The sequence below is a fragment of the Nocardia sp. CC213A genome, from assembly GCF_030766805.1.
In the GTDB taxonomy this organism is placed as follows: domain Bacteria; phylum Actinomycetota; class Actinomycetes; order Mycobacteriales; family Mycobacteriaceae; genus Nocardia; species Nocardia otitidiscaviarum.
On the sequence record NZ_JASFXA010000008.1, the window covers coordinates 244256 to 261774 of the forward strand.

The window sequence follows — 17519 nt, forward strand, 5'->3', positions numbered from 1 at the left end:
CGGGGATAACGTTGTGCGCTGGCTCATCCCCGCACTCGCGGGGAGCGACGCCGACCGCCTCATCGCGTCGCCGTGATGGACGGCTCATCCCCGCTGTGGCGGGGATTCCCGACGAATCTATCGCGTCGCGGTAATGGACTTGGGTCCGCGTCCGACGGCGACCACGCCCGACTGCACGATCTCGCGGATGCCGTACGGCTCCATCATGCGCAGCAGCGCGTCCAGCTTGGAACGCGTACCGGTGGCCTCGATGGTCAGCGCGTCCGGCGAGACGTCGATCACCTTGGCGCGGAACAGGTTCACGGCCTCGATCACCTGGGTGCGCACACTGGCGTCGGCGCGCACCTTGACCAGGATGAGTTCGCGGGCGACGGAACTCTCCTGATCCTGCTCGACGATCTTGATGACATTGACCAGCTTGTTGAGCTGCTTGGTGACCTGCTCGAGCGGCAGATCCTCCACCGTCACGACGATCGTCATGCGCGAGATCTCGGGGATCTCGGTGCCGCCGACCGCGAGCGACTGGATATTGAAGCCGCGGCGCGAGAACAGACTCGCCACGCGCGCGAGCACGCCCGGCTTGTCCTCCACCAGCACGGAGAGGGTGTGGGTGGTGGTGGTCATCGCTCGGTCTCCTTCGTCGCCCGCTCATGCGCCGCGAGCGTGGCCTTCTCATGCGACATGGCCTCGTGGATGACCGCGGGCTCGGCGGCGGACTCGTCGTCGTCGAACAGCGGGCGGATGCCACGGGCGGCCATGATCTCGTCATTGGACGTGCCGGCGGCCACCATCGGCCACACCTGGGCGTCCTTGCCGACGATGAAGTCGATCACTACGGGGCGGTCGTTGATGGACTGCGCCTCGCGGATGGCGGCCTCCACGTCCTCCTCCCGCTCCACGCGAATGCCGTAGCAGCCCAACGCTTCCGCCAGCTTCACGAAGTCGGGGATGCGCAGGGTGTGGGTGCCCAGATCGGTGTTGGAGTAGCGCTGTTCGTAGAACAGGGTCTGCCACTGCCGGACCATGCCCAGGTTGCCGTTGTTGATGAGCGCGACCTTGATCGGCACGCCCTCCACGGCGCAGGTGGCCAGTTCCTGATTGGTCATCTGGAAGCAGCCGTCACCGTCGATGGCCCACACCTCGCGGTCGGGTGCGCCCATCTTCGCGCCCATGGCGGCGGGCACGGCGTAGCCCATGGTGCCCAGGCCGCCGGAGTTCAGCCAGGTGCGCGGCTTCTCGTACTTGATGAACTGGGCGGCCCACATCTGGTGCTGGCCCACGCCCGCGCAGTAGATGGCGTCCGGTCCGGCGAGCGCGCCCAGCTTCTCGATGACGTACTCCGGCGACAGCGAGCCGTCGCTCGGCGGGGTCCAGCCCAGCGGGTACTGCTTGCGCACGCCGTCCAGGTAGGTCCACCACTCCGACAGGTCCAGCAGCGGATTCGCGCTCGCGGCGGGATCGGCCTTCAGGGTGTCGATGAGTTCGGTGATGACCTCACGGCAGTCGCCCACGATCGGGACGTCCGCGTGCCGGTTCTTGCCGATCTCGGCCGGGTCGATATCGGCGTGGATGACCTTGGCGCCGGGCGCGAAGGAGTCCAGCTGACCGGTGACGCGGTCGTCGAAGCGCGCGCCCAGGGTGATGAGCAGGTCGGAGCGCTGCAACGCCGCCACCGCGCCGACGGTGCCGTGCATACCCGGCATGCCCATGTTGAGCTGGTGCGAGTCGGGGAACGCGCCGCGCGCCATCAGGGTGGTGACTACCGGGATGCCGGTCAGTTCGGCCAGTTCCAGTAGCTCGGCCGACGCCTCGGCCTTGATCACGCCGCCGCCGACGTAGAGCACGGGGGCCTTGGCCTCCATGATCATGCGGGCGGCCTCGCGCACCTGCTTGCCGTGCGGCTTGGTGACCGGACGGTAGCCGGGCAGGCGCATCTCCGGCGGCCAGCTGAAGGTGGTCTGCGCCTGCAGCACGTCCTTGGGGATGTCCACCAGCACCGCGCCGGGGCGACCGCTGGCGGCCAGGTGGAACGCCTCGGCGATGATGCGCGGGATGTCGATGGGATCGGTGACCAGGAAGTTGTGCTTGGTGACCGGCATGGTGATGCCGGAGATATCGGCTTCCTGGAAGGCGTCGGTGCCGATCAGGCCGCGGCCGACCTGGCCGGTGATGGCGACCAGCGGCACCGAATCCATCTGGGCGTCGGCGATCGGGGTGACCAGGTTGGTCGCGCCCGGACCGGATGTGGCCATGCACACACCGACCTTGCCGGTGGCCTGCGCGTAGCCGGTGGCGGCGTGACCCGCGCCCTGCTCGTGCCGGACCAGGACGTGGCGGACTTTGGTGCTGTCGAACAGCGGGTCGTAGACGGGAAGGATCGCACCGCCCGGAATACCGAATACCGTGTCCGCGCCGAGCTCCTCGAGCGATCGGACGACCGACTGCGCGCCGGTGACCCGCTCTGGCGGGACCTGGCGGCGATTCGATGGTGCGGCCGTAGCCGCGGTCGGCTGACTAGCCGAAGGCGCGGGCCTGCGGGCCGAGGGCCCGGGCCGGGCGGTAGGTGCGCTCACCGTCTTGGTTCCTTACTGCTTGTCGTAACCACACTTGCCTGAACACAAAAAAGCCCCCGACAGCCTATGGCTGTTCGAGGGTGGCGCGTCGCAGCTGCGAGCTGACGTATGGGAGCTACATCGTCGGCTCAGCGCTGGACGCGCCGGCCGATTACGAGCAACTCGATTCGTTTCACGCGCACGACGGTAAGTGCGCGTGGTCCGTTCAGTCAAACTTCTGACCAATGGTGTCCCATTATGTGAGACAGAGCGGTTGTTCGGGTTCAATCACCACAATGCGAGGATGGGGGTGTGTCATCACCGCATCAGTCCGTGCCACCAGGTCGATCGTCCCATACGCCCGCCGAAGGATCGGACACGGGTGGCTACCCGAGCATCCGGTTCCGCACCGACTGGCTGTGGATCCCGGCCGTCGCCATCGTGCCCCTCGTAGTCACCTTCCCGCTGTGGTTGACGCGGCTGCAAACCGTGGTCAGCGGCAACGGTCTGGAGGTGCGCGGGCTCTTCCGGACCCGCCGGGTGCCGTGGGAGCAAATCTCCGGCGTCCGCATTCCCGGATTCAACCGCGTGTACGCCACGCTCGCCGACGGGAACGAGATCCCGCTGCCCGGAGTGGACTTCGGGCGCATCCGCACCTTCGTGCGCGCCGCGCGCGGGGAGTTGGCGGATCCGGGCGTGCGCGTGATCGCGATACCGCGGCTCGCCCATCTCGCGGTGTTCGTGGTGGCGCTGGGCGCACTGTTCCCGTTCGCCGGCTGGCCCCAGGTGCTGTGGATCCTGTTCGCGATACCGCTGGCCCTCGCCGTGTGGGTGGAGCGCACCCGGACCAAGATCTCCCCCGACGGGCTCGACCTGCGCACCGTGCGCGGCACACGGCACATCGACTGGGACGAGGTCAAGGGCCTGAGGATCCCGCCCCGCGGCTACCTGCGGCTGCATCTCGCCGATGAGTCCGAGGTGAAGCTGCCCGCGGTCGGCTACGACCGGCTGCGCGATCTGGTCGAAGCCTCCGGCGGGCGCATTCCGGACCCGTTCGTGGAGCCGGAGGACGCCGAATCGGAGAACGCCGAATCGGAACACGCCGAACCGCGGGGCACGGACGAGGGCTAGCACCGCCGCGGACGCGGTGCGTTTCTGGACAACCGGTGCGGAATCTGCCGGTGGGCGCGGCGGGTTGATAACGCGGGAGTAACGTGGGCTGGCCGCCGAAGCAGATTCGGCGCAGTCGCCACAGCCCACCGCGACGAGACCCGAGGACCCATCAATGCCACCGCTTCGCTCACGCACCACCACCGCCGGACGCAATGCCGCGGGCGCTCGCGCCCTCTGGCGCGCCACCGGTCTCACCGACTCCGACTTCGGCAAGCCGATCGTCGCCATCGCGAACTCCTACACCCAGTTCGTACCGGGCCACGTGCACCTCAAGGACGTCGGTGAGATCGTGGCCGAGGCGGTCCGCGCGGCGGGCGGCGTGCCCCGCGAGTTCCACACCATCGCCGTGGACGACGGCATCGCCATGGGCCACGGCGGCATGCTGTACTCGCTGCCCTCGCGCGAGATCATCGCCGACTCGGTGGAATACATGGCCAATGCCCACACCGCCGACGCACTGGTGTGCATCTCCAACTGCGACAAGATCACCCCGGGCATGCTGAACGCCGCCATGCGGCTCAACATCCCGGCCGTATTCGTCTCCGGCGGCCCCATGGAGGCCGGCAAGGCCGTCGTGGTCGGCGGCGTGGCGCAGGCCCCCACCGACCTCATCACCGCCATCGCGGCCAGCGCCTCCAGCGCCGTCAGCGACGAGGGCCTGTCCGAGGTCGAGCGCAGCGCCTGCCCGACCTGCGGCTCCTGCTCCGGCATGTTCACCGCCAACTCCATGAACTGCCTCACCGAGGCACTGGGTCTGGCACTGCCGGGCAACGGCTCCACGCTGGCCACCCACGCCGCCCGCCGCGCGCTGTTCGAGCGGGCCGGACGCGTCATCGTGGATATCGCCAACCGCTGGTACCGCGACGACGACGCCTCGGTGCTGCCGCGAAACGTGGCCAACGAGAAGGCGTTCCGCAATGCCATGGCCCTGGACGTGGCCATGGGCGGCTCCACCAACACGGTGCTGCACACCCTCGCCGCCGCGCAGGAGGGTGAGATCGACTTCGATCTGGAGACCATCGACGAGATCTCGCGGCGGGTGCCGTGCCTGTCCAAGGTGTCGCCGAACTCCGACTACCACATGGAGGACGTGCACCGCGCCGGCGGCATTCCGGCCATCCTGGGCGAACTGCGCCGCGGCGGCCTGCTCGAGACCGAGGTGACCACCGTGCACACCGCCTCGTTCGACGAATGGCTCGACACCTGGGACATCCGCTCCGGCAAGGCATCCGAGGAGGCCGTGGAGCTGTTCCACGCCGCACCGGGCGGGGTGCGCACCACCGAGCCGTTCTCCACCGAGAACCGCTGGTCGTCGCTGGACACCGATCAGGAGCAGGGCTGCATCCGCGATATCGCCCACGCCTACACCGTGGAGGGCGGGCTGTGCGTGCTGCGCGGCAATATCGCCCCGGACGGCGCGATCCTCAAGACCGCGGGCATCGACGAGGACCTGTTCACCTTCGAGGGGCCGGCCGTGGTGGTCGAATCCCAGGAGGAAGCCGTATCGGTCATTCTGAACAAGCGGATCAAGGCCGGTGACGTGGTCGTGGTGCGCTACGAGGGTCCGGCGGGCGGCCCGGGCATGCAGGAGATGCTGCACCCCACCGCATTCCTGAAGGGCGCGGGGCTGGGCAAGTCCTGCGCGCTCATCACCGACGGCCGGTTCTCCGGCGGCACCTCGGGTCTGTCCATCGGACATATTTCGCCCGAGGCGGCCAGCGGCGGAGCGATCGGCCTGATCGAGAACGGTGACCGGATTCGTATCGACGTGCATACCCGTGCGCTCGAATTACTCGTTTCCGAGGACGAACTGGCCAGGCGGCGCGCGAAAATGGAGGCGTCCGAACGGCCGTGGCAGCCCGCCGACCGCGATCGTCCGGTCACCACCGCCCTGCGCGCCTACGCCGCTCTGGCGACGTCGGCGGACAAGGGTGCAGTCCGGCGAGTGCCGTAGTCAGCAAGGGGGAAGTGTGACAATCGAATACACCGGCAAGGTCGACGCCATGCTGGCCGAATACACCGCCATGCTCGATCGCTGCGACGAGCGCAACGCGCAGGCGAAGGAACTGCTCGCCGAGGCCGAGGCGCTCGCCGCGGAGACCCGGGAGCTGTTCGGAGCCGAATACTCCGCCCCACCCGGCGACGCCGAGGACATCCGCGCCCAGCGGGCGGCCCTGGAGGAACAGGTGGACGCCAAATCGCAGGAGGTATTGCGCCTGCACTCGGAGAATTTCGACGAGTGGCAGCGGTTCACCCACGCCGAGTGGTGACCTGAACAGGACGGCCCCGGAACCGAAAGGTTCCGGGGCCGTTGTGCTTCCGCGCGAGCCGGATATGCCGCTCTCAGTCGAACGGGCCGACACCCGTCAGCGGGTTGCCGCCGTGCAGCCACAGCCAGGTGCCGATGGCGGCGGCGACGGCGGCGACCAGCGCCGCGACCGAGCCGAGGAACGGGCGGGTGGCCCAGCCGCGGTTGCGGTCCAGGGACAGTCGCCCGGGGCCGGTGAGGATGATGACGGCGGCCGCGCCCGCGAGCACGGTCTCCAGTTCGACGGCGCTGGCCTCGGCCTTGTACTGGAAGCCCGGGATCATGCCCTGCTTCCACAGCCAGGCGTCCAGGATCACCGCGAGCACCGCGCCCGCGGCCAGCGGGGTGCCGAGCCCGAGGACCAGCAGGATGCCGCCGCCGAGTTCGCCGACGATGAGGAAGGCCGCGCCGATGTCGGCCTGGTCCCAGCCGCCCTGTTCGAGCATGTCGCGGGTGCCCTCCAGACCGGGGCCGTGGAACCAGCCGGTCAGCTTCTGCAGGCCGTGGTAGATGAAGGTGCCGCCGACCACCAGGCGCAACAGCAGCCGACCGAGGTCCAGGGTGCCGCGGCGATCGTCGCGGCGACGCAGCCGACCGTTCTCCGGCGAGGTCGGGGCCGGAGGGATGCTCGCGAACGCGTAGGAGGGTGCGTCCGGGTCGGGAGCGGCTCCGGGGGCGGCGACTCCGGGAGCGGGGGCGTCGGCGGCGATCGGGGTGGTGTCGCCGTTCTCCACCTGCGCGCGCGTCGGCACGTCGGGGTCGAGACCCAGGTCCTCGTCGGTGCGGGGAATCTCCTTGGTGAGGTTCGGCCCGGCCGTGTCGATCTGCTCGGTCGGACTGTCGAAGGGGCTGCGCACCGGCGTCCCCGGCCGCTGCGCGGGTTCGGGTTCGGGTTGCCCCGCCGCGGTGGACGGATCGTTCGGCTTGTCGGTCACGCGGGTCAGGGTATGCGCCCCGAGCCCTCGACGCGCGGTGGATCGCGGGCGTGTCCTGCGGATGTTTCACATACAGACCACCCCCGTACGAGCGTGCGCGGCGGTATTTCCGTAACGTCTCCAGCATGAGTTTGGTTGCCGGAGGGCGAGTCAGGGGCCGCGCGGGGAGGCTCGCGGTCGGTCTCGTGGTCGGCGTGACGCTGCTGGCCGGGTGTGCCCGCTTCGACGAGTCCGCGTCGAGCCCGTTCACTCCCGAACCGTCCTGGCAGGACGCCGATCTCGGCCCGACCGACAAGCAGGCGCCCACCTCGGCGCAGCGCCCCGCCGGGCCGTGTGTCGATCCCGACCCGAATGTGGTGATCTCCTGCCTCGGGGTCACGGGCGGGATCGTCGTCCTGGGTGACGGCACCTCGATCGTGTTGGATCGCACGGATCTCGAGGTGCTGACCCTGCTGCCGCCGGTGGGTCCCAGCGAGGTGCCGCCGCCTCCAGCGAAGGAGCAGCGGATCGACCAGGAGATCGACACCGGCACCGCGGACGGCGGGCTCATGGATATCGCGCTCTCACCGTCCTACTACGAGGACGGGCTGTATTACCTGTACGTCACCGGCCCCAGTGACAATCGGGTGATCCGGGTGTCCGAGGACGGTTCGGTGAAGCCGATCCTCACCGGTATCCCCAAGGGCGCGACCGGCAATCGGGGCGCCATCGATTTCGCGGGCGGGGACCTGATGGTGCTCACCGGCAACGCGGGCAACCCCGCCGCCGCCGACGATCCGAATTCGCTCGCGGGCAAACTGCTGCGGGTGCCGAATCCGTCCCCGAACAGCAGCGTCCCCGAGGTGGTCATCTCCGGTATCGGCATCGCGGGTGATGTGTGCGTCGGCCCGCAGAGCATCTGGGTCACCGACCGCACCGCCGTCGAGGACCGCCTCCAGCACGTCACCCCCGAGGGCGACGTGACCAGGGCGTGGTCGTGGCCCGACCGTCCGGGCGTGGCGGGCTGCGCGGCCGCCGCCGACGGTGTCGCCATCGCCATGACCGACGCCAAGGCGGTGGCCTTCGCCAAGGCCGATCCGGCCACCCACGCCATCACCGAGGCGCCCACGCTGACCATGCAGGACCGCTACGGCCGCCTCAACGGCGCGGCGCTCGGTCCGGACGGCGCGGTCTGGGTCGGCACCGTCAACAAGGGTGAGGGCGGTACCCCCGGCGAATACGACGACCGTGTGGTCCGGGTGCCGCCGCCGGCGGGTGGGCCGGGCAGCGGGCCGGACTGATCTTCGTCTGTCCCGGGGGCTACCCGGCGACGCCGCAGGCCGCGAGGACCAGTTCGCGGACGCGGGCGGCGTCGGCCTGGCCGCGGGTGGCCTTCATGACGTCGCCGACCACCTTGCCCGCCGCCTGGACCTTGCCGGAGCGGATCTTGTCGGCGATATCGGGGTTGGCGGCGAGGGCCTTGTCGACCTCGGCTTGGAGGGCGGAGTCGTCGCTGACCATGCCCAGGCCCTTGGATTCGACGATCTGGGCGGGTTCGCCCTCGCCGTCGAGGACGAAGTCGACGACCTGCTTGGCGACCTTGTTGTTGATGGTCTTGGCCTCGACCAGCCCGGCCACCTCGGCGACCTGCTTCGGGGTGATGGGCAGATCCTCGAGGGCGACGCCGCGGTCCTTGGCCTTCTCGGTGAGGTAGGCGACCCACCAGGAGCGGGCGGCGTCCACCGAGGAGCCGGCGTCGACGGTGGCGATGATGAGGTCCAGCGCGCCCGCGTTGATCAGGTCCCGGAACACCTCGTCGGACAGCCCCCAGTCGGCCTGGATGCGGGCGCGCCGCAGCCACGGGTACTCCGGGATAGTTGCGCGCAGCTCCTCCACCCAGGCGGCGTCGGGTGCGATGGGCTCCAGGTCCGGCTCCGGGAAGTAGCGGTAGTCCTCGGCGGTCTCCTTCACCCGGCCCGACGAGGTGGAACCGTCGGTCTCGTGGAAGTGCCGGGTCTCCTGGATGATGGTGCCGCCGCCGGCGAGCACGGCCGCCTGCCGCCGCATCTCGTAGCGCACCGCCACCTCGACGCTGCGCAGCGAGTTCACGTTCTTGGTCTCGGTGCGGGTGCCGAACTCCTGCGCGCCCTTGGGCATCAGCGACACGTTCGCGTCGCAGCGCAGCGAGCCCTGCTCCATCTTCACGTCGGAGACGTCCAGGGCCTTCAGCAGATCCCGCAGCGCGGTGACGTAGGCGCGCGCCACCTCGGGCGCCCGCTCCCCCGCCCCGGTGATGGGCTTGGTGACGATCTCGATGAGCGGCACGCCCGCGCGGTTGTAGTCCAGCAGCGAGTGCGAGGCGCCGTGGATGCGGCCGGTGGCGCCGCCGACGTGCACCGACTTGCCGGTGTCCTCCTCCATGTGCGCCCGCTCGATGTCCACCCGGAAGATGGAGCCGTCGTCGAGCACCACGTCGAGGTAGCCGTCGGTGGCGATGGGTTCGTCGTACTGGCTGATCTGGTAGTTCTTCGGCTGATCCGGGTAGAAGTAGTTCTTGCGCGCGAACCGCCCCCACGGCGTGATGGAGCAGTTCAGCGCCAACCCGATCCGGATCGCCGATTCCACCGCCTTCTGATTGACGACGGGCAGCGAACCGGGCAGTCCGAGGCACACCGGGCACACCTGGGTATTCGGCTCCGCACCGAATTCGGTCGGGCAACCGCAGAACATCTTGGTCGCGGTGCCCAGCTCGACGTGCACCTCCATGCCCAGCACCGGCTCGTACCGGTCGATGACATCGGCGTAGTCCATCAAGTCCACCGTGGGTGCGCTCATGACGATCAGTCTATGTAAGGCCGGTCGGCGGTATTCACGCACCGTGGGCGGGTGGATTCAGTCGGCCGCGATGGCCTCCACGATGGGCAGGCGGGCGGCGCGGACGGCGGGCGGGATGGAGCCCAGCAGCGCCAGCAGCAACGCGACCACGGCGTAGACGAGCAGCAGCGGGCTGGGCTGATAGGCCACGTCCAAGGACAGCGAGTTGGTCATGGCGAGGGTGGCCAGGTAGTGCACGGCCGCGCCCACCGCCAGACCGATGGCCGCGCCCACCACCCCGATGCCCGCCGCCTCGGTGAGGACGGTGCGGAGCAGGAAGCGGCGGCTGGTGCCCATGGCGCGCAGCACCCCGAGTTCGCGGCGGCGTTCCAGCACCGAGAGCATGAGGGTGTTGAGCAGGGCGATGGTGGAGACCGCCACCACGATCCACAGGATGGAGGTGCTCAGCGAGGTGCCCTGGCGGACGCTGCCGGCGATGGCCGCGACGGCGTCCGGTCCGGTCTCGACATGGATCTCGGGCGGCACGGCCGCGCGAATGGCCGCGAAGACCTGGTCCGGATCGGCGTCGGGCAGGAAGTCGACGCCGATGATGGTCTCACCGGGCCGCTGGTACCACTGGCGCAGGATGTCGAGGTCCAGGATCACCGCACCGGCGACGGCGGAGAAGTACGGAATCACCTCCAGCACCTCGACCCGCCGCACGCCGCTGGGTGTCGGCAGTTCGAGGGTGGACCCGCGCTGCACCGCCAATGTCCGTGCCACGTCGCGGGATACGACGACGCCTTCCCCGGCGGCCATGCGCCGCAGGGTGTCCGCGCTCAACGCCGCCGTCGCGGCCTGGCGGCCTTGCCCCTCCTCGAAGGCCTGCAACATCACTCGCCCGCCGCCGAGGGTGGCGAAGGCCATCTGTCCCGACCCGACCCCCGCCACGCCGGGAACAGCGGCGATCTTCGCCTTCAGGTCCGCGGGCAGGATCGGCCCGGTGGGGAACTGCTCCATGGCCGTCGGGCTGATGAACACGTCGGTGACGCCGAGCCCCTCGAAGCTCTCGGTCGCCGAGTCGGCCATATTGCGGGTGGCGTTGCCGATGGCCACCACCGCGGTGACGCCGATCATGACGGTCATGGCGGTCGCCCACACCCGGCGCGGCGCCCGTTCGACGGTGGTGGCCCCCAGTGCCCCGGGTGCGCCGAACAGCCGCGCGACGGCGGCGGCGGCGCGCACGATCGGCCCGGTGGCGGCGAAGCAGAACATGACCGCACCGGCGATCGCCATGGAGACCGCGGCCATGGAGATCCGGCCCAGATCGGCCGTGGCGATGACGATGGCGGCCACCACCAGCGCCGTGCCCACTACCACAGCGCCCCAGCGCAATACCGGGTTCGTCGTGTCGGCGCTGGACGTGCCGACTGGGGCCAAGGCCTCGATCGGCGCCACCTTGTACACCTGGCGCGCGGCCAGCGCGGCGGCGGCGACGCTGGCCACCACACAGGCCGCTACGGCCACCGGCACGGCGTAGCCGGGCAGGATGAACTCGGTCCGGGCCTCGAAGGAGTTGAGCATGGCCGCGGGCAGCCGGTGAATGGCGATGCGCCCCATGAACACGCCGACCACCGCGCCGACCAGCCCGCCGATCAGTCCCAGCAGCGCCGATTCCGCGATCAGATCGCGCACCATGGGCGTACGGCGGCCGCCGATGGCGCGCAGCAGCGACAGCATCGGACGACGCTGCGCCACGGCCATACTCATGGCGTTGTAGATCAGGAACGACGACACGATGAGCGCGGCGGCCGAGGAGGCCAGCGTCGCCAGGGTGACCACCTGCACGGCGCCGCCCGCCTGCGCCGCGCGCATACTCGGATCGGCGACCACGGCGCGCCCGTCCACCACCTCGGTGAGGTTCGAACGCAGCTGTGCCACATCGGCATCGGGGGCGGCGAGGATCTGGATGGAGTCCAGCCGCCCGGCCCGGTCGGTGATCTGCTGTGCCACCGGGAGCAGCGCGACCACCAGGTGCCCGTCGTTGAGTGTGCGCGCGGCCGGATCGTCGAGCACCCCGGCGACGGTGACGGCGGTACCGCCGATGCCGAAGGTCTCCCCCTCCGCATAACCCATGCCGGTCCCGACCAGCACGCCGTTGCGGACGGTCGGCAGCTTGGCCGCCTGTTCGCGCAGCGGCCCGTCCAGATCGCTGCCCAATGCGGAGGCGCTGGCGTCCGCGCCGATGAGCAGGGCGCGGTCCCCGCCCGCCCCGATGGGGGCGCGCAGCATGGGGACCGCGGTGCCCACCCCGGCCACCGCCCGAACCTCTTGCAGCAGCGACTGTTCGAATCCGGCGTCGGTGATGCCGCTGATCTCCAGCACGGCATCACCGGAGAGGCTGCGCGCGAGCCGGTCCACCGATCCGGTGATGGAGCCGGAGATGCTGAACACCGACACCAGCAGCCCGGCCGATACGCCCATCACGATCATGGACATGACGGTGCGCCCCCGATGTGCGAGCAGTTCACCGATATTGAACAGCCGCAGCCGATCCCACCCCGCACGTATCACGGACGCACCGCCTGGGCGGGCTCGGAGCCGTCCTCGCTCAGCGATGCGGTGAGTTCCACCGGTACCGTGCGCACCTCGCCGTTCTCGGTGTGCTCGACCAGTTCATTGGAGCCGATCTTCCCGTCCCGCAGGGTGATCAGCCGGTCGCAGTAGCGCACCGCACCCATGTCGTGGGTGACCATGACCACGGAGTTGCCCTGCCGGGTGATGTCGCCGAGCAGTTCCAGGATGGACGCCCCGGTCTTGGAATCCAGGTTGCCGGTGGGCTCGTCGGCCAGGATCAGCGGCGGGTCCATGATGAGCGCGCGCGCCACCGCGACCCGCTGCATCTGCCCGCCGGACAGTTCCGCGGGCCGGTGTTCGGCGCGGTCGGCCAGTCCCACCAGCTCCAGCAGTTCCAGGGCGCGCGGCTTGGCCTTGCGCAGTCCGGTGCCGTCCAACAGCTTCGGAATGGCGACATTCTCCCAGGCCGACAGCGTGGGCAGCAGGTTGAAGAACTGGAAGACGAAACCGACACGGTGCCTGCGGAATTCGGACTGCCGATCGTCGTCGAGGCCGCCGATCTCCTGGTCCTGGAAGCGGATGGATCCGGAATCGGGGGAATCGAGGGCACCCAGCATGTGCAGCAGGGTGCTCTTGCCGGAGCCGGACGGGCCGATGATGGCGGTGAACTCCCCCGGTTCGATACGCAGGCTGATGCCGTCCAGCGCGCGTACCGTCTGTTCACCCACCCGGTACTCCTTGGTGACGTCGGTCAGTTCCAGCATGTGCTTCCCCTCATCGGAAATAACGTCGATCGCCCTCAGCTCGCGAGTGCGCGGTCTCGCGGCCGGCCGATCAGGTGGTCGGTGTCGTAGGTGTCCAGGACGGCGCGCAGCACGGGCTGTTCGGAGGCCAGTTCGAGGTAGACGTCGACCGCCGATTTCCCCTCCGTCAGCGCGTTGTCGAGTTTCGCGTGCAGGTGGTTCTCCCAGCGGTACCGCAGTGCCAGCAGCACCCCGGCTGGTCCGCCGAAGAGGCGTTCCATATCCGGCAGTCCATGAAAGAGCTTGGGATCAGCCGGATTTCGCGCCGCTCGGTCGAGTACGGCGTGCAGGATATCCGTGCGAGCGTGGTGGTCTGCCCAAGTCATGGCCCCAACCTTTCGTTCTCGAGATCTCACACGCTACGTACCGGGCTCTGTGCTGTCTTCGTGCCGCGGACCCGAATCGCACTCCTACCGGGGTAGGAGACCGAGCCCACTCGACGAAGGATGCACACGAACGATCCGGGCAATTAGCCTTACAGGATGAACGTGACCGACGCCACGTCACGGTTCGCCGGGGCCGCCTGGCGTGACCTGCGGGAGAGTGCGCGCGACAGCCGCGCGCGGGCTCGCCGGTTCCTGCGCGATCCGGTGCGCGAGTTCCAGCGCAATGTGGCGGAGCTGCCCTACGACTATCCGGCGGCCACGATCATGCTGCTGGATGTGGTGCTGCTGGTGGCGGCCACCATCGCCATGATTCAGCGGCACGAGTACTTCCCGAGCCTGCTGCCGCTGGTGGCCATGGGCCTCACGTACGTGACCGGCCCGCTGTACGCGTTCTTCGGGATGGTGCCGAAACCGGTCATGATCGGCGGTCTGGCCATGGTCGCCACGGCATTGTTCCTGACGCAGCCGGTGGAGAACGATATCTCGCCGCTGATCCTGATCCTGGCCGCGGGCGAGGTCGCCGCCATCACCCCGGCACTGGTGAGTGTGCCGCTCACTCTCGTCATGCTGGGGCAGCTCGCCTTCTTCGCCCGGATCGGCCATCTCGATGGTGCGCTCCAGTACAGCGCGGGTGTGGTGTGCGGCTGGATGACCGGGCGGATGCTGCAGTACCAGAGCCGCTTCACTCGCCAGGAGCGCGAAACCCAGGAGGTGCGCACCGCGCGGGCCGCCGACGAGGAACGCGGCCGCATCGCGCGGGAGGTGCACGATGTGATCGCGCATTCGCTGTCCATCACGCTGCTGCACGTCACCGCCGCCCGCCACGCGCTGCAAACCGACCGCGACGTGGACGAGGCCGTGGACGCCCTCGCCGACGCCGAGCGTCTGGGCCGCCAGGCCATGGCCGATATCCGCCGCACGGTCGGGCTGCTCGACCAACGGCCCTCCCGCACCACCCCGGAACCGGGCCTGGACGATATCGCCGAGCTGGTGGGTGACTTCGTCCGTGCCGGAATGGCGGTGGACTACGAACTCGAGGGCGATCCGGCGACCGTGAGCGCGGGGCTGGGACTGGCGCTGTACCGGATCAGCCAGGAGTCGCTGGCCAATGTCGCCAAACACGCGCCGGGCGCGCGGGCGCGTATCCGGATCATGGTGGACGACCGGGGCATCACCGTCTCCGTGCACAACACGCTGCCCGCCGGGGTGGCCGCCCGGCCGGGCAACGGCATGGGCGTCCGGGGTATGCGACAGCGCGCCGAACTCCTCGGCGGGATGCTGTCGGCCGGACCCGAAGCGGGCGGCTGGCAGGTGCGGGCGCGCATTCCCCTGTCCGGCAGGCCGGTCGACGGCTGTGTCGTCATCAATGCCGCGAGTACCGCCGAGGATTCGCTGAAATCCATGTTCCAGAACATGACCCGCAAATTGCAGGAGGGCCGCGCCGACTCGGCGCGGGAGAGCCAGGAGGGTGTGTGAGCACGCAGCCGGAGGACGAGCCGACCGCGGTACTCGTCGTCGACGATCAGGAGCTGGTGCGCGGTGGCCTGCGCCGAATCCTGCGCCGCCGTGACGGTTTCGTGGTGAGCGAATGTGCCGACGGGGACGAGGTGCCCGCCGCGGTGGCCGCGCACCGACCGCAGGTGGTGCTGATGGATCTGCGCATGAAGCGCATCGACGGCATCGAGGCCACCCGCACCCTGCGTCAATCGGCCGACGCCCCACCGGTGCTGGTGCTCACCACCTTCGACGACGATCAGCTGCTGTCCGGTGCGCTGCGCGCGGGCGCGGCGGGGTTCATTCTCAAGGATTCCCCCGCCGAGGATCTGATCCGGGCGGTGCGCACCGTCGCGGCGGGCGGCGCCTGGCTCGACCCCACCGTGACTCCGCGCGTGCTCACCGCGTACCGGTCGGCCCGTCCCACCCCGTCCCCGGCCGCCACCCGGCTCGGCGATCTCACCGCGCGCGAACTCGAGGTGCTCGAGCTCATCGGCCGCGGCCGCCTCAACGCCGAGATCGCGCATGCCCTGGGCATCTCCGAGGTGACCGTGAAGAGCCATGTGGGACACATCTTCGGCAAGCTCGGGCTGCGGGACCGGGCCGCGGCCATCGTCTTCGCGTTTGACCAGGGTGTGGTCGCCCCAGGAGAATCCAATCTCTGACGGATGGGTCGCGGCCGCCGCGCCCCGTCCCAGAGTTGGAGGTTGGACGGGGTGGATGCACCGCCATCGCGGGCCGGGAGCAGGTTCGGGCCGTACGAGTTGCGCTCGCTGCTGGGCAGGGGAGGGATGGGTGAGGTCTACGAGGCCTACGACACCGGGAAGGACCGGGTGGTCGCGCTCAAGCTGCTGCCGTCCGAACTCGCCGCGGATCCCTCCTACCAGGAACGATTCCGCCGGGAGTCGCAGGCGGCGGCGAGATTGGCCGAGCCGCACATCATTCCGATCCACGACTGGGGCGAGATCGACGGTGTACTGTACATCGATATGCGGCTGGTGCGCGGCCGGGATCTGCGCTCCCTGCTGAACCAGTTCGACACCCTGCCGCCCGCCCGGGTGGTCGGCATTCTCGAGCAGGTCGCGGCGGCCTTGGACGCCGCGCACTATTCGGGTCTGGTGCACCGGGATGTCAAGCCCGCCAATATTCTGGTCACGGAGGCGGATTTCGCCTATCTGGCCGATTTCGGCATTGCCCGTGCGGAGGGTGACAGCACCGTCACCACGGCGACCTCGGCCGTCGGCTCCTATGCCTATATGGCCCCGGAACGCTTCGATGACGGTCCGGTCACCGGTCGCGCCGATATCTACTCGCTGGGCTGCGTCCTGCACGAGGCGCTCACCGGCACCCGACCGTTCCCGGCGCAGAATATGAGTGAGCTGGTCCGGGCGCATCTGTCGCAGTCGCCGCCCGCGGCATCGCACCTGCGGCCCGGCATTCCGCCGGGGCTGGATGCCGTGATCGCCCGCGCCATGGCCAAGAATCCCGCCGACCGGTTCTATACCGCGGGCGAATTCGCCGCGGCCGCGCGCAACGCGCTGATCGGCGGACCGGTCGCGACACCGCCGCCACCGGCCGTGCCGCCCGCCCGCACCGTCCCGCCGCCCACGGTGCCGGTCGCGGTCCCGCCGAGCGCGGTCCCGCCGCGGGTGGGCGCGTCCGATCCGACCGTGGTGCGGCGGACTCCCGCCGGGTCCGCCGGGTCCGGACCGGCCTACGCGACCGGAGCCTTCCCCCCGGCCGGCGACGAGCAACCCGCCACCGGCGATCTTCCGGTGATCGTGCCCGCCGATCCGACCATGGTGCGGCCCAGCGACTTCTACTTCACGCCCCTGCCCGAGCAGGCGCGACCGGCGCAGCCGCGGTGGGGTGAGCACTCCTACGCCTCCGGCGACGCCGACTTCCCGTACGCGCCCGCGCCGGACCCGTCGGCCTATCCCACCTCGGAGCATCCGGTCGTCGAACCGCCCCCGACCGAACCCCGACCGCGGCAGCGCCGGTCGATCGTGGTGCCGGTGGCGGTGGGCGTGCTGGCCGTCGCGTTGACCGCGGTGGCAGGCGTGCTGGGCTGGCAGGCCATCGACGACGGCGGTACCGAATCACCGAACGTGCCGGCGGCACAGGACAATCCGACCCGGCCACGGACGGCGCCGCCCACCCCCGGCCGTACGACAACCGCGCCCACCACCACGACCACGCCGACCACGGTGCAGCTGCCCGCGGGTGCGACGCCGTGCCCCTCGGTCTTCGGGTCGCTGGGCGGCTACGCCTCCTCGGCGACCGGAACCTCGGTCACCAGTTGCCCGTTCGCCGAGGAGGTGCGCCGGGCCTACGCCGACGCGGCGGGCGACACCCCGGGAACGACGGCTACGGTGGTCGCGGTGAGTCCGGTGACCGGTCGCTCGTACCCGATGAGTTGCACGGCCGCAGGGAAATTGGTGACCTGCACCGGTGGAGAGAACGCGGTGGTGTATGTCTACTGATCCGTTTCGGATCTG

At 69.8% G+C, this 17519-nt stretch carries 14 protein-coding genes; 7 read left to right on the forward strand and 7 right to left on the reverse strand.

All coding sequences use genetic code 11. The annotated features are described in order from the left end of the window. Nucleotides 1–117 precede the first annotated feature (117 nt). Together ilvN and QJS31_RS17315 are read right to left on the reverse strand one after the other, a co-directional pair. Nucleotides 118–624, reverse strand: coding sequence for an acetolactate synthase small subunit (gene ilvN / locus QJS31_RS17310; protein WP_029930140.1), 507 nt, complete (start codon nucleotides 622–624; stop codon nucleotides 118–120). Further along, nucleotides 621–2573: an acetolactate synthase large subunit gene (locus QJS31_RS17315; protein ID WP_282785356.1), complete on the reverse strand. Its 1953-nt coding sequence runs from the start codon at nucleotides 2571–2573 to the stop codon at nucleotides 621–623. The genes ilvN and QJS31_RS17315 overlap by 4 nt, the downstream gene beginning before the upstream one ends. Nucleotides 2574–2864: 291 nt before the next feature. Here QJS31_RS17315 and QJS31_RS17320 point away from each other — a divergent pair, with 291 nt between their 5' ends. The 3 genes from QJS31_RS17320 to QJS31_RS17330 all read left to right on the forward strand — a co-directional run bounded on the left by QJS31_RS17320 (nucleotide 2865) and on the right by QJS31_RS17330 (nucleotide 5995). After that, a complete protein-coding gene (locus QJS31_RS17320) occupies nucleotides 2865–3683 on the forward strand; it encodes a PH domain-containing protein (RefSeq protein WP_306357160.1) in 819 nt (272 codons plus the stop codon). A gap of 154 nt (nucleotides 3684–3837) precedes the next feature. Beyond that, nucleotides 3838–5679 (forward strand): dihydroxy-acid dehydratase, encoded by a 1842-nt coding sequence (gene ilvD, locus QJS31_RS17325; RefSeq protein ID WP_282785358.1) that lies wholly within the window; start codon nucleotides 3838–3840, stop codon nucleotides 5677–5679. 16 nt (nucleotides 5680–5695) lie between these two features. Next, on the forward strand, nucleotides 5696–5995 hold the full coding sequence (locus QJS31_RS17330; protein ID WP_282785359.1) for a hypothetical protein: 300 nt from the start codon (nucleotides 5696–5698) through the stop codon (nucleotides 5993–5995). Between the two features lie 73 nt (nucleotides 5996–6068). Here the strand turns inward: QJS31_RS17330 and QJS31_RS17335 are convergent, their stop codons facing one another. After that, the gene (locus QJS31_RS17335) at nucleotides 6069–6968 is read right to left on the reverse strand and encodes a DoxX family protein (RefSeq protein ID WP_306357161.1); all 900 of its coding nucleotides are present in this window, start codon (nucleotides 6966–6968) and stop codon (nucleotides 6069–6071) included. A 131-nt stretch (nucleotides 6969–7099) separates the two neighbouring features. Here QJS31_RS17335 and QJS31_RS17340 point away from each other — a divergent pair, with 131 nt between their 5' ends. Continuing rightward, nucleotides 7100–8248, forward strand: coding sequence for a PQQ-dependent sugar dehydrogenase (locus QJS31_RS17340; protein ID WP_372341615.1), 1149 nt, complete (start codon nucleotides 7100–7102; stop codon nucleotides 8246–8248). A 19-nt stretch (nucleotides 8249–8267) separates the two neighbouring features. Here QJS31_RS17340 and gatB read toward each other — a convergent pair whose 3' ends face one another. From gatB to QJS31_RS17360, 4 genes are read right to left on the reverse strand one after another with little or no spacing between them, the layout of a single operon-like run. Further along, nucleotides 8268–9782 (reverse strand): Asp-tRNA(Asn)/Glu-tRNA(Gln) amidotransferase subunit GatB, encoded by a 1515-nt coding sequence (gatB, locus tag QJS31_RS17345; protein ID WP_282783919.1) that lies wholly within the window; start codon nucleotides 9780–9782, stop codon nucleotides 8268–8270. Between the two features lie 57 nt (nucleotides 9783–9839). After that, nucleotides 9840–12335, reverse strand: a complete 2496-nt coding sequence (locus QJS31_RS17350; RefSeq protein WP_306357163.1) for an FtsX-like permease family protein — start codon at nucleotides 12333–12335, stop codon at nucleotides 9840–9842. Next, entirely contained in the window at nucleotides 12332–13102 is a 771-nt protein-coding gene (locus tag QJS31_RS17355) for an ABC transporter ATP-binding protein (RefSeq protein ID WP_282783924.1), read from the reverse strand. Before QJS31_RS17355 ends, QJS31_RS17350 begins: the two co-directional genes overlap by 4 nt. 35 nt (nucleotides 13103–13137) lie before the next feature. Then, complete coding sequence (locus tag QJS31_RS17360; protein ID WP_306357164.1) at nucleotides 13138–13467, reverse strand: hypothetical protein; 330 nt, start codon at nucleotides 13465–13467, stop codon at nucleotides 13138–13140. Nucleotides 13468–13623: 156 nt separating this feature from the next. Between QJS31_RS17360 and QJS31_RS17365 the strand changes: the two genes are divergently transcribed. From QJS31_RS17365 to QJS31_RS17375, 3 genes are read left to right on the forward strand one after another with little or no spacing between them, the layout of a single operon-like run. Next, nucleotides 13624–15003: a sensor histidine kinase gene (locus tag QJS31_RS17365; protein ID WP_306357165.1), complete on the forward strand. Its 1380-nt coding sequence runs from the start codon at nucleotides 13624–13626 to the stop codon at nucleotides 15001–15003. Next, complete coding sequence (locus tag QJS31_RS17370) at nucleotides 15000–15686, forward strand: response regulator transcription factor (RefSeq protein ID WP_039816207.1); 687 nt, start codon at nucleotides 15000–15002, stop codon at nucleotides 15684–15686. Before QJS31_RS17365 ends, QJS31_RS17370 begins: the two co-directional genes overlap by 4 nt. Before the next feature lie 51 nt (nucleotides 15687–15737). Further along, complete coding sequence (locus QJS31_RS17375; RefSeq protein ID WP_306357166.1) at nucleotides 15738–17504, forward strand: serine/threonine-protein kinase; 1767 nt, start codon at nucleotides 15738–15740, stop codon at nucleotides 17502–17504. Nucleotides 17505–17519: the final 15 nt, after the last annotated feature.

Bases quoted from the DNA above. Each gene is read 5' to 3' on its own strand.
- ilvN (WP_029930140.1), bottom strand. From the start codon at position 624: ATGACCACCACCACCCACACCCTCTCCGTGCTGGTGGAGGACAAGCCG.
- ilvD (WP_282785358.1), top strand. From the start codon at position 3,838: ATGCCACCGCTTCGCTCACGCACCACCACCGCCGGACGCAATGCCGCG.
- gatB (WP_282783919.1), bottom strand. From the start codon at position 9,782: ATGAGCGCACCCACGGTGGACTTGATGGACTACGCCGATGTCATCGAC.
- QJS31_RS17355 (WP_282783924.1), bottom strand. From the start codon at position 13,102: ATGCTGGAACTGACCGACGTCACCAAGGAGTACCGGGTGGGTGAACAG.
- QJS31_RS17360 (WP_306357164.1), bottom strand. From the start codon at position 13,467: ATGACTTGGGCAGACCACCACGCTCGCACGGATATCCTGCACGCCGTA.
- QJS31_RS17365 (WP_306357165.1), top strand. From the start codon at position 13,624: ATGAACGTGACCGACGCCACGTCACGGTTCGCCGGGGCCGCCTGGCGT.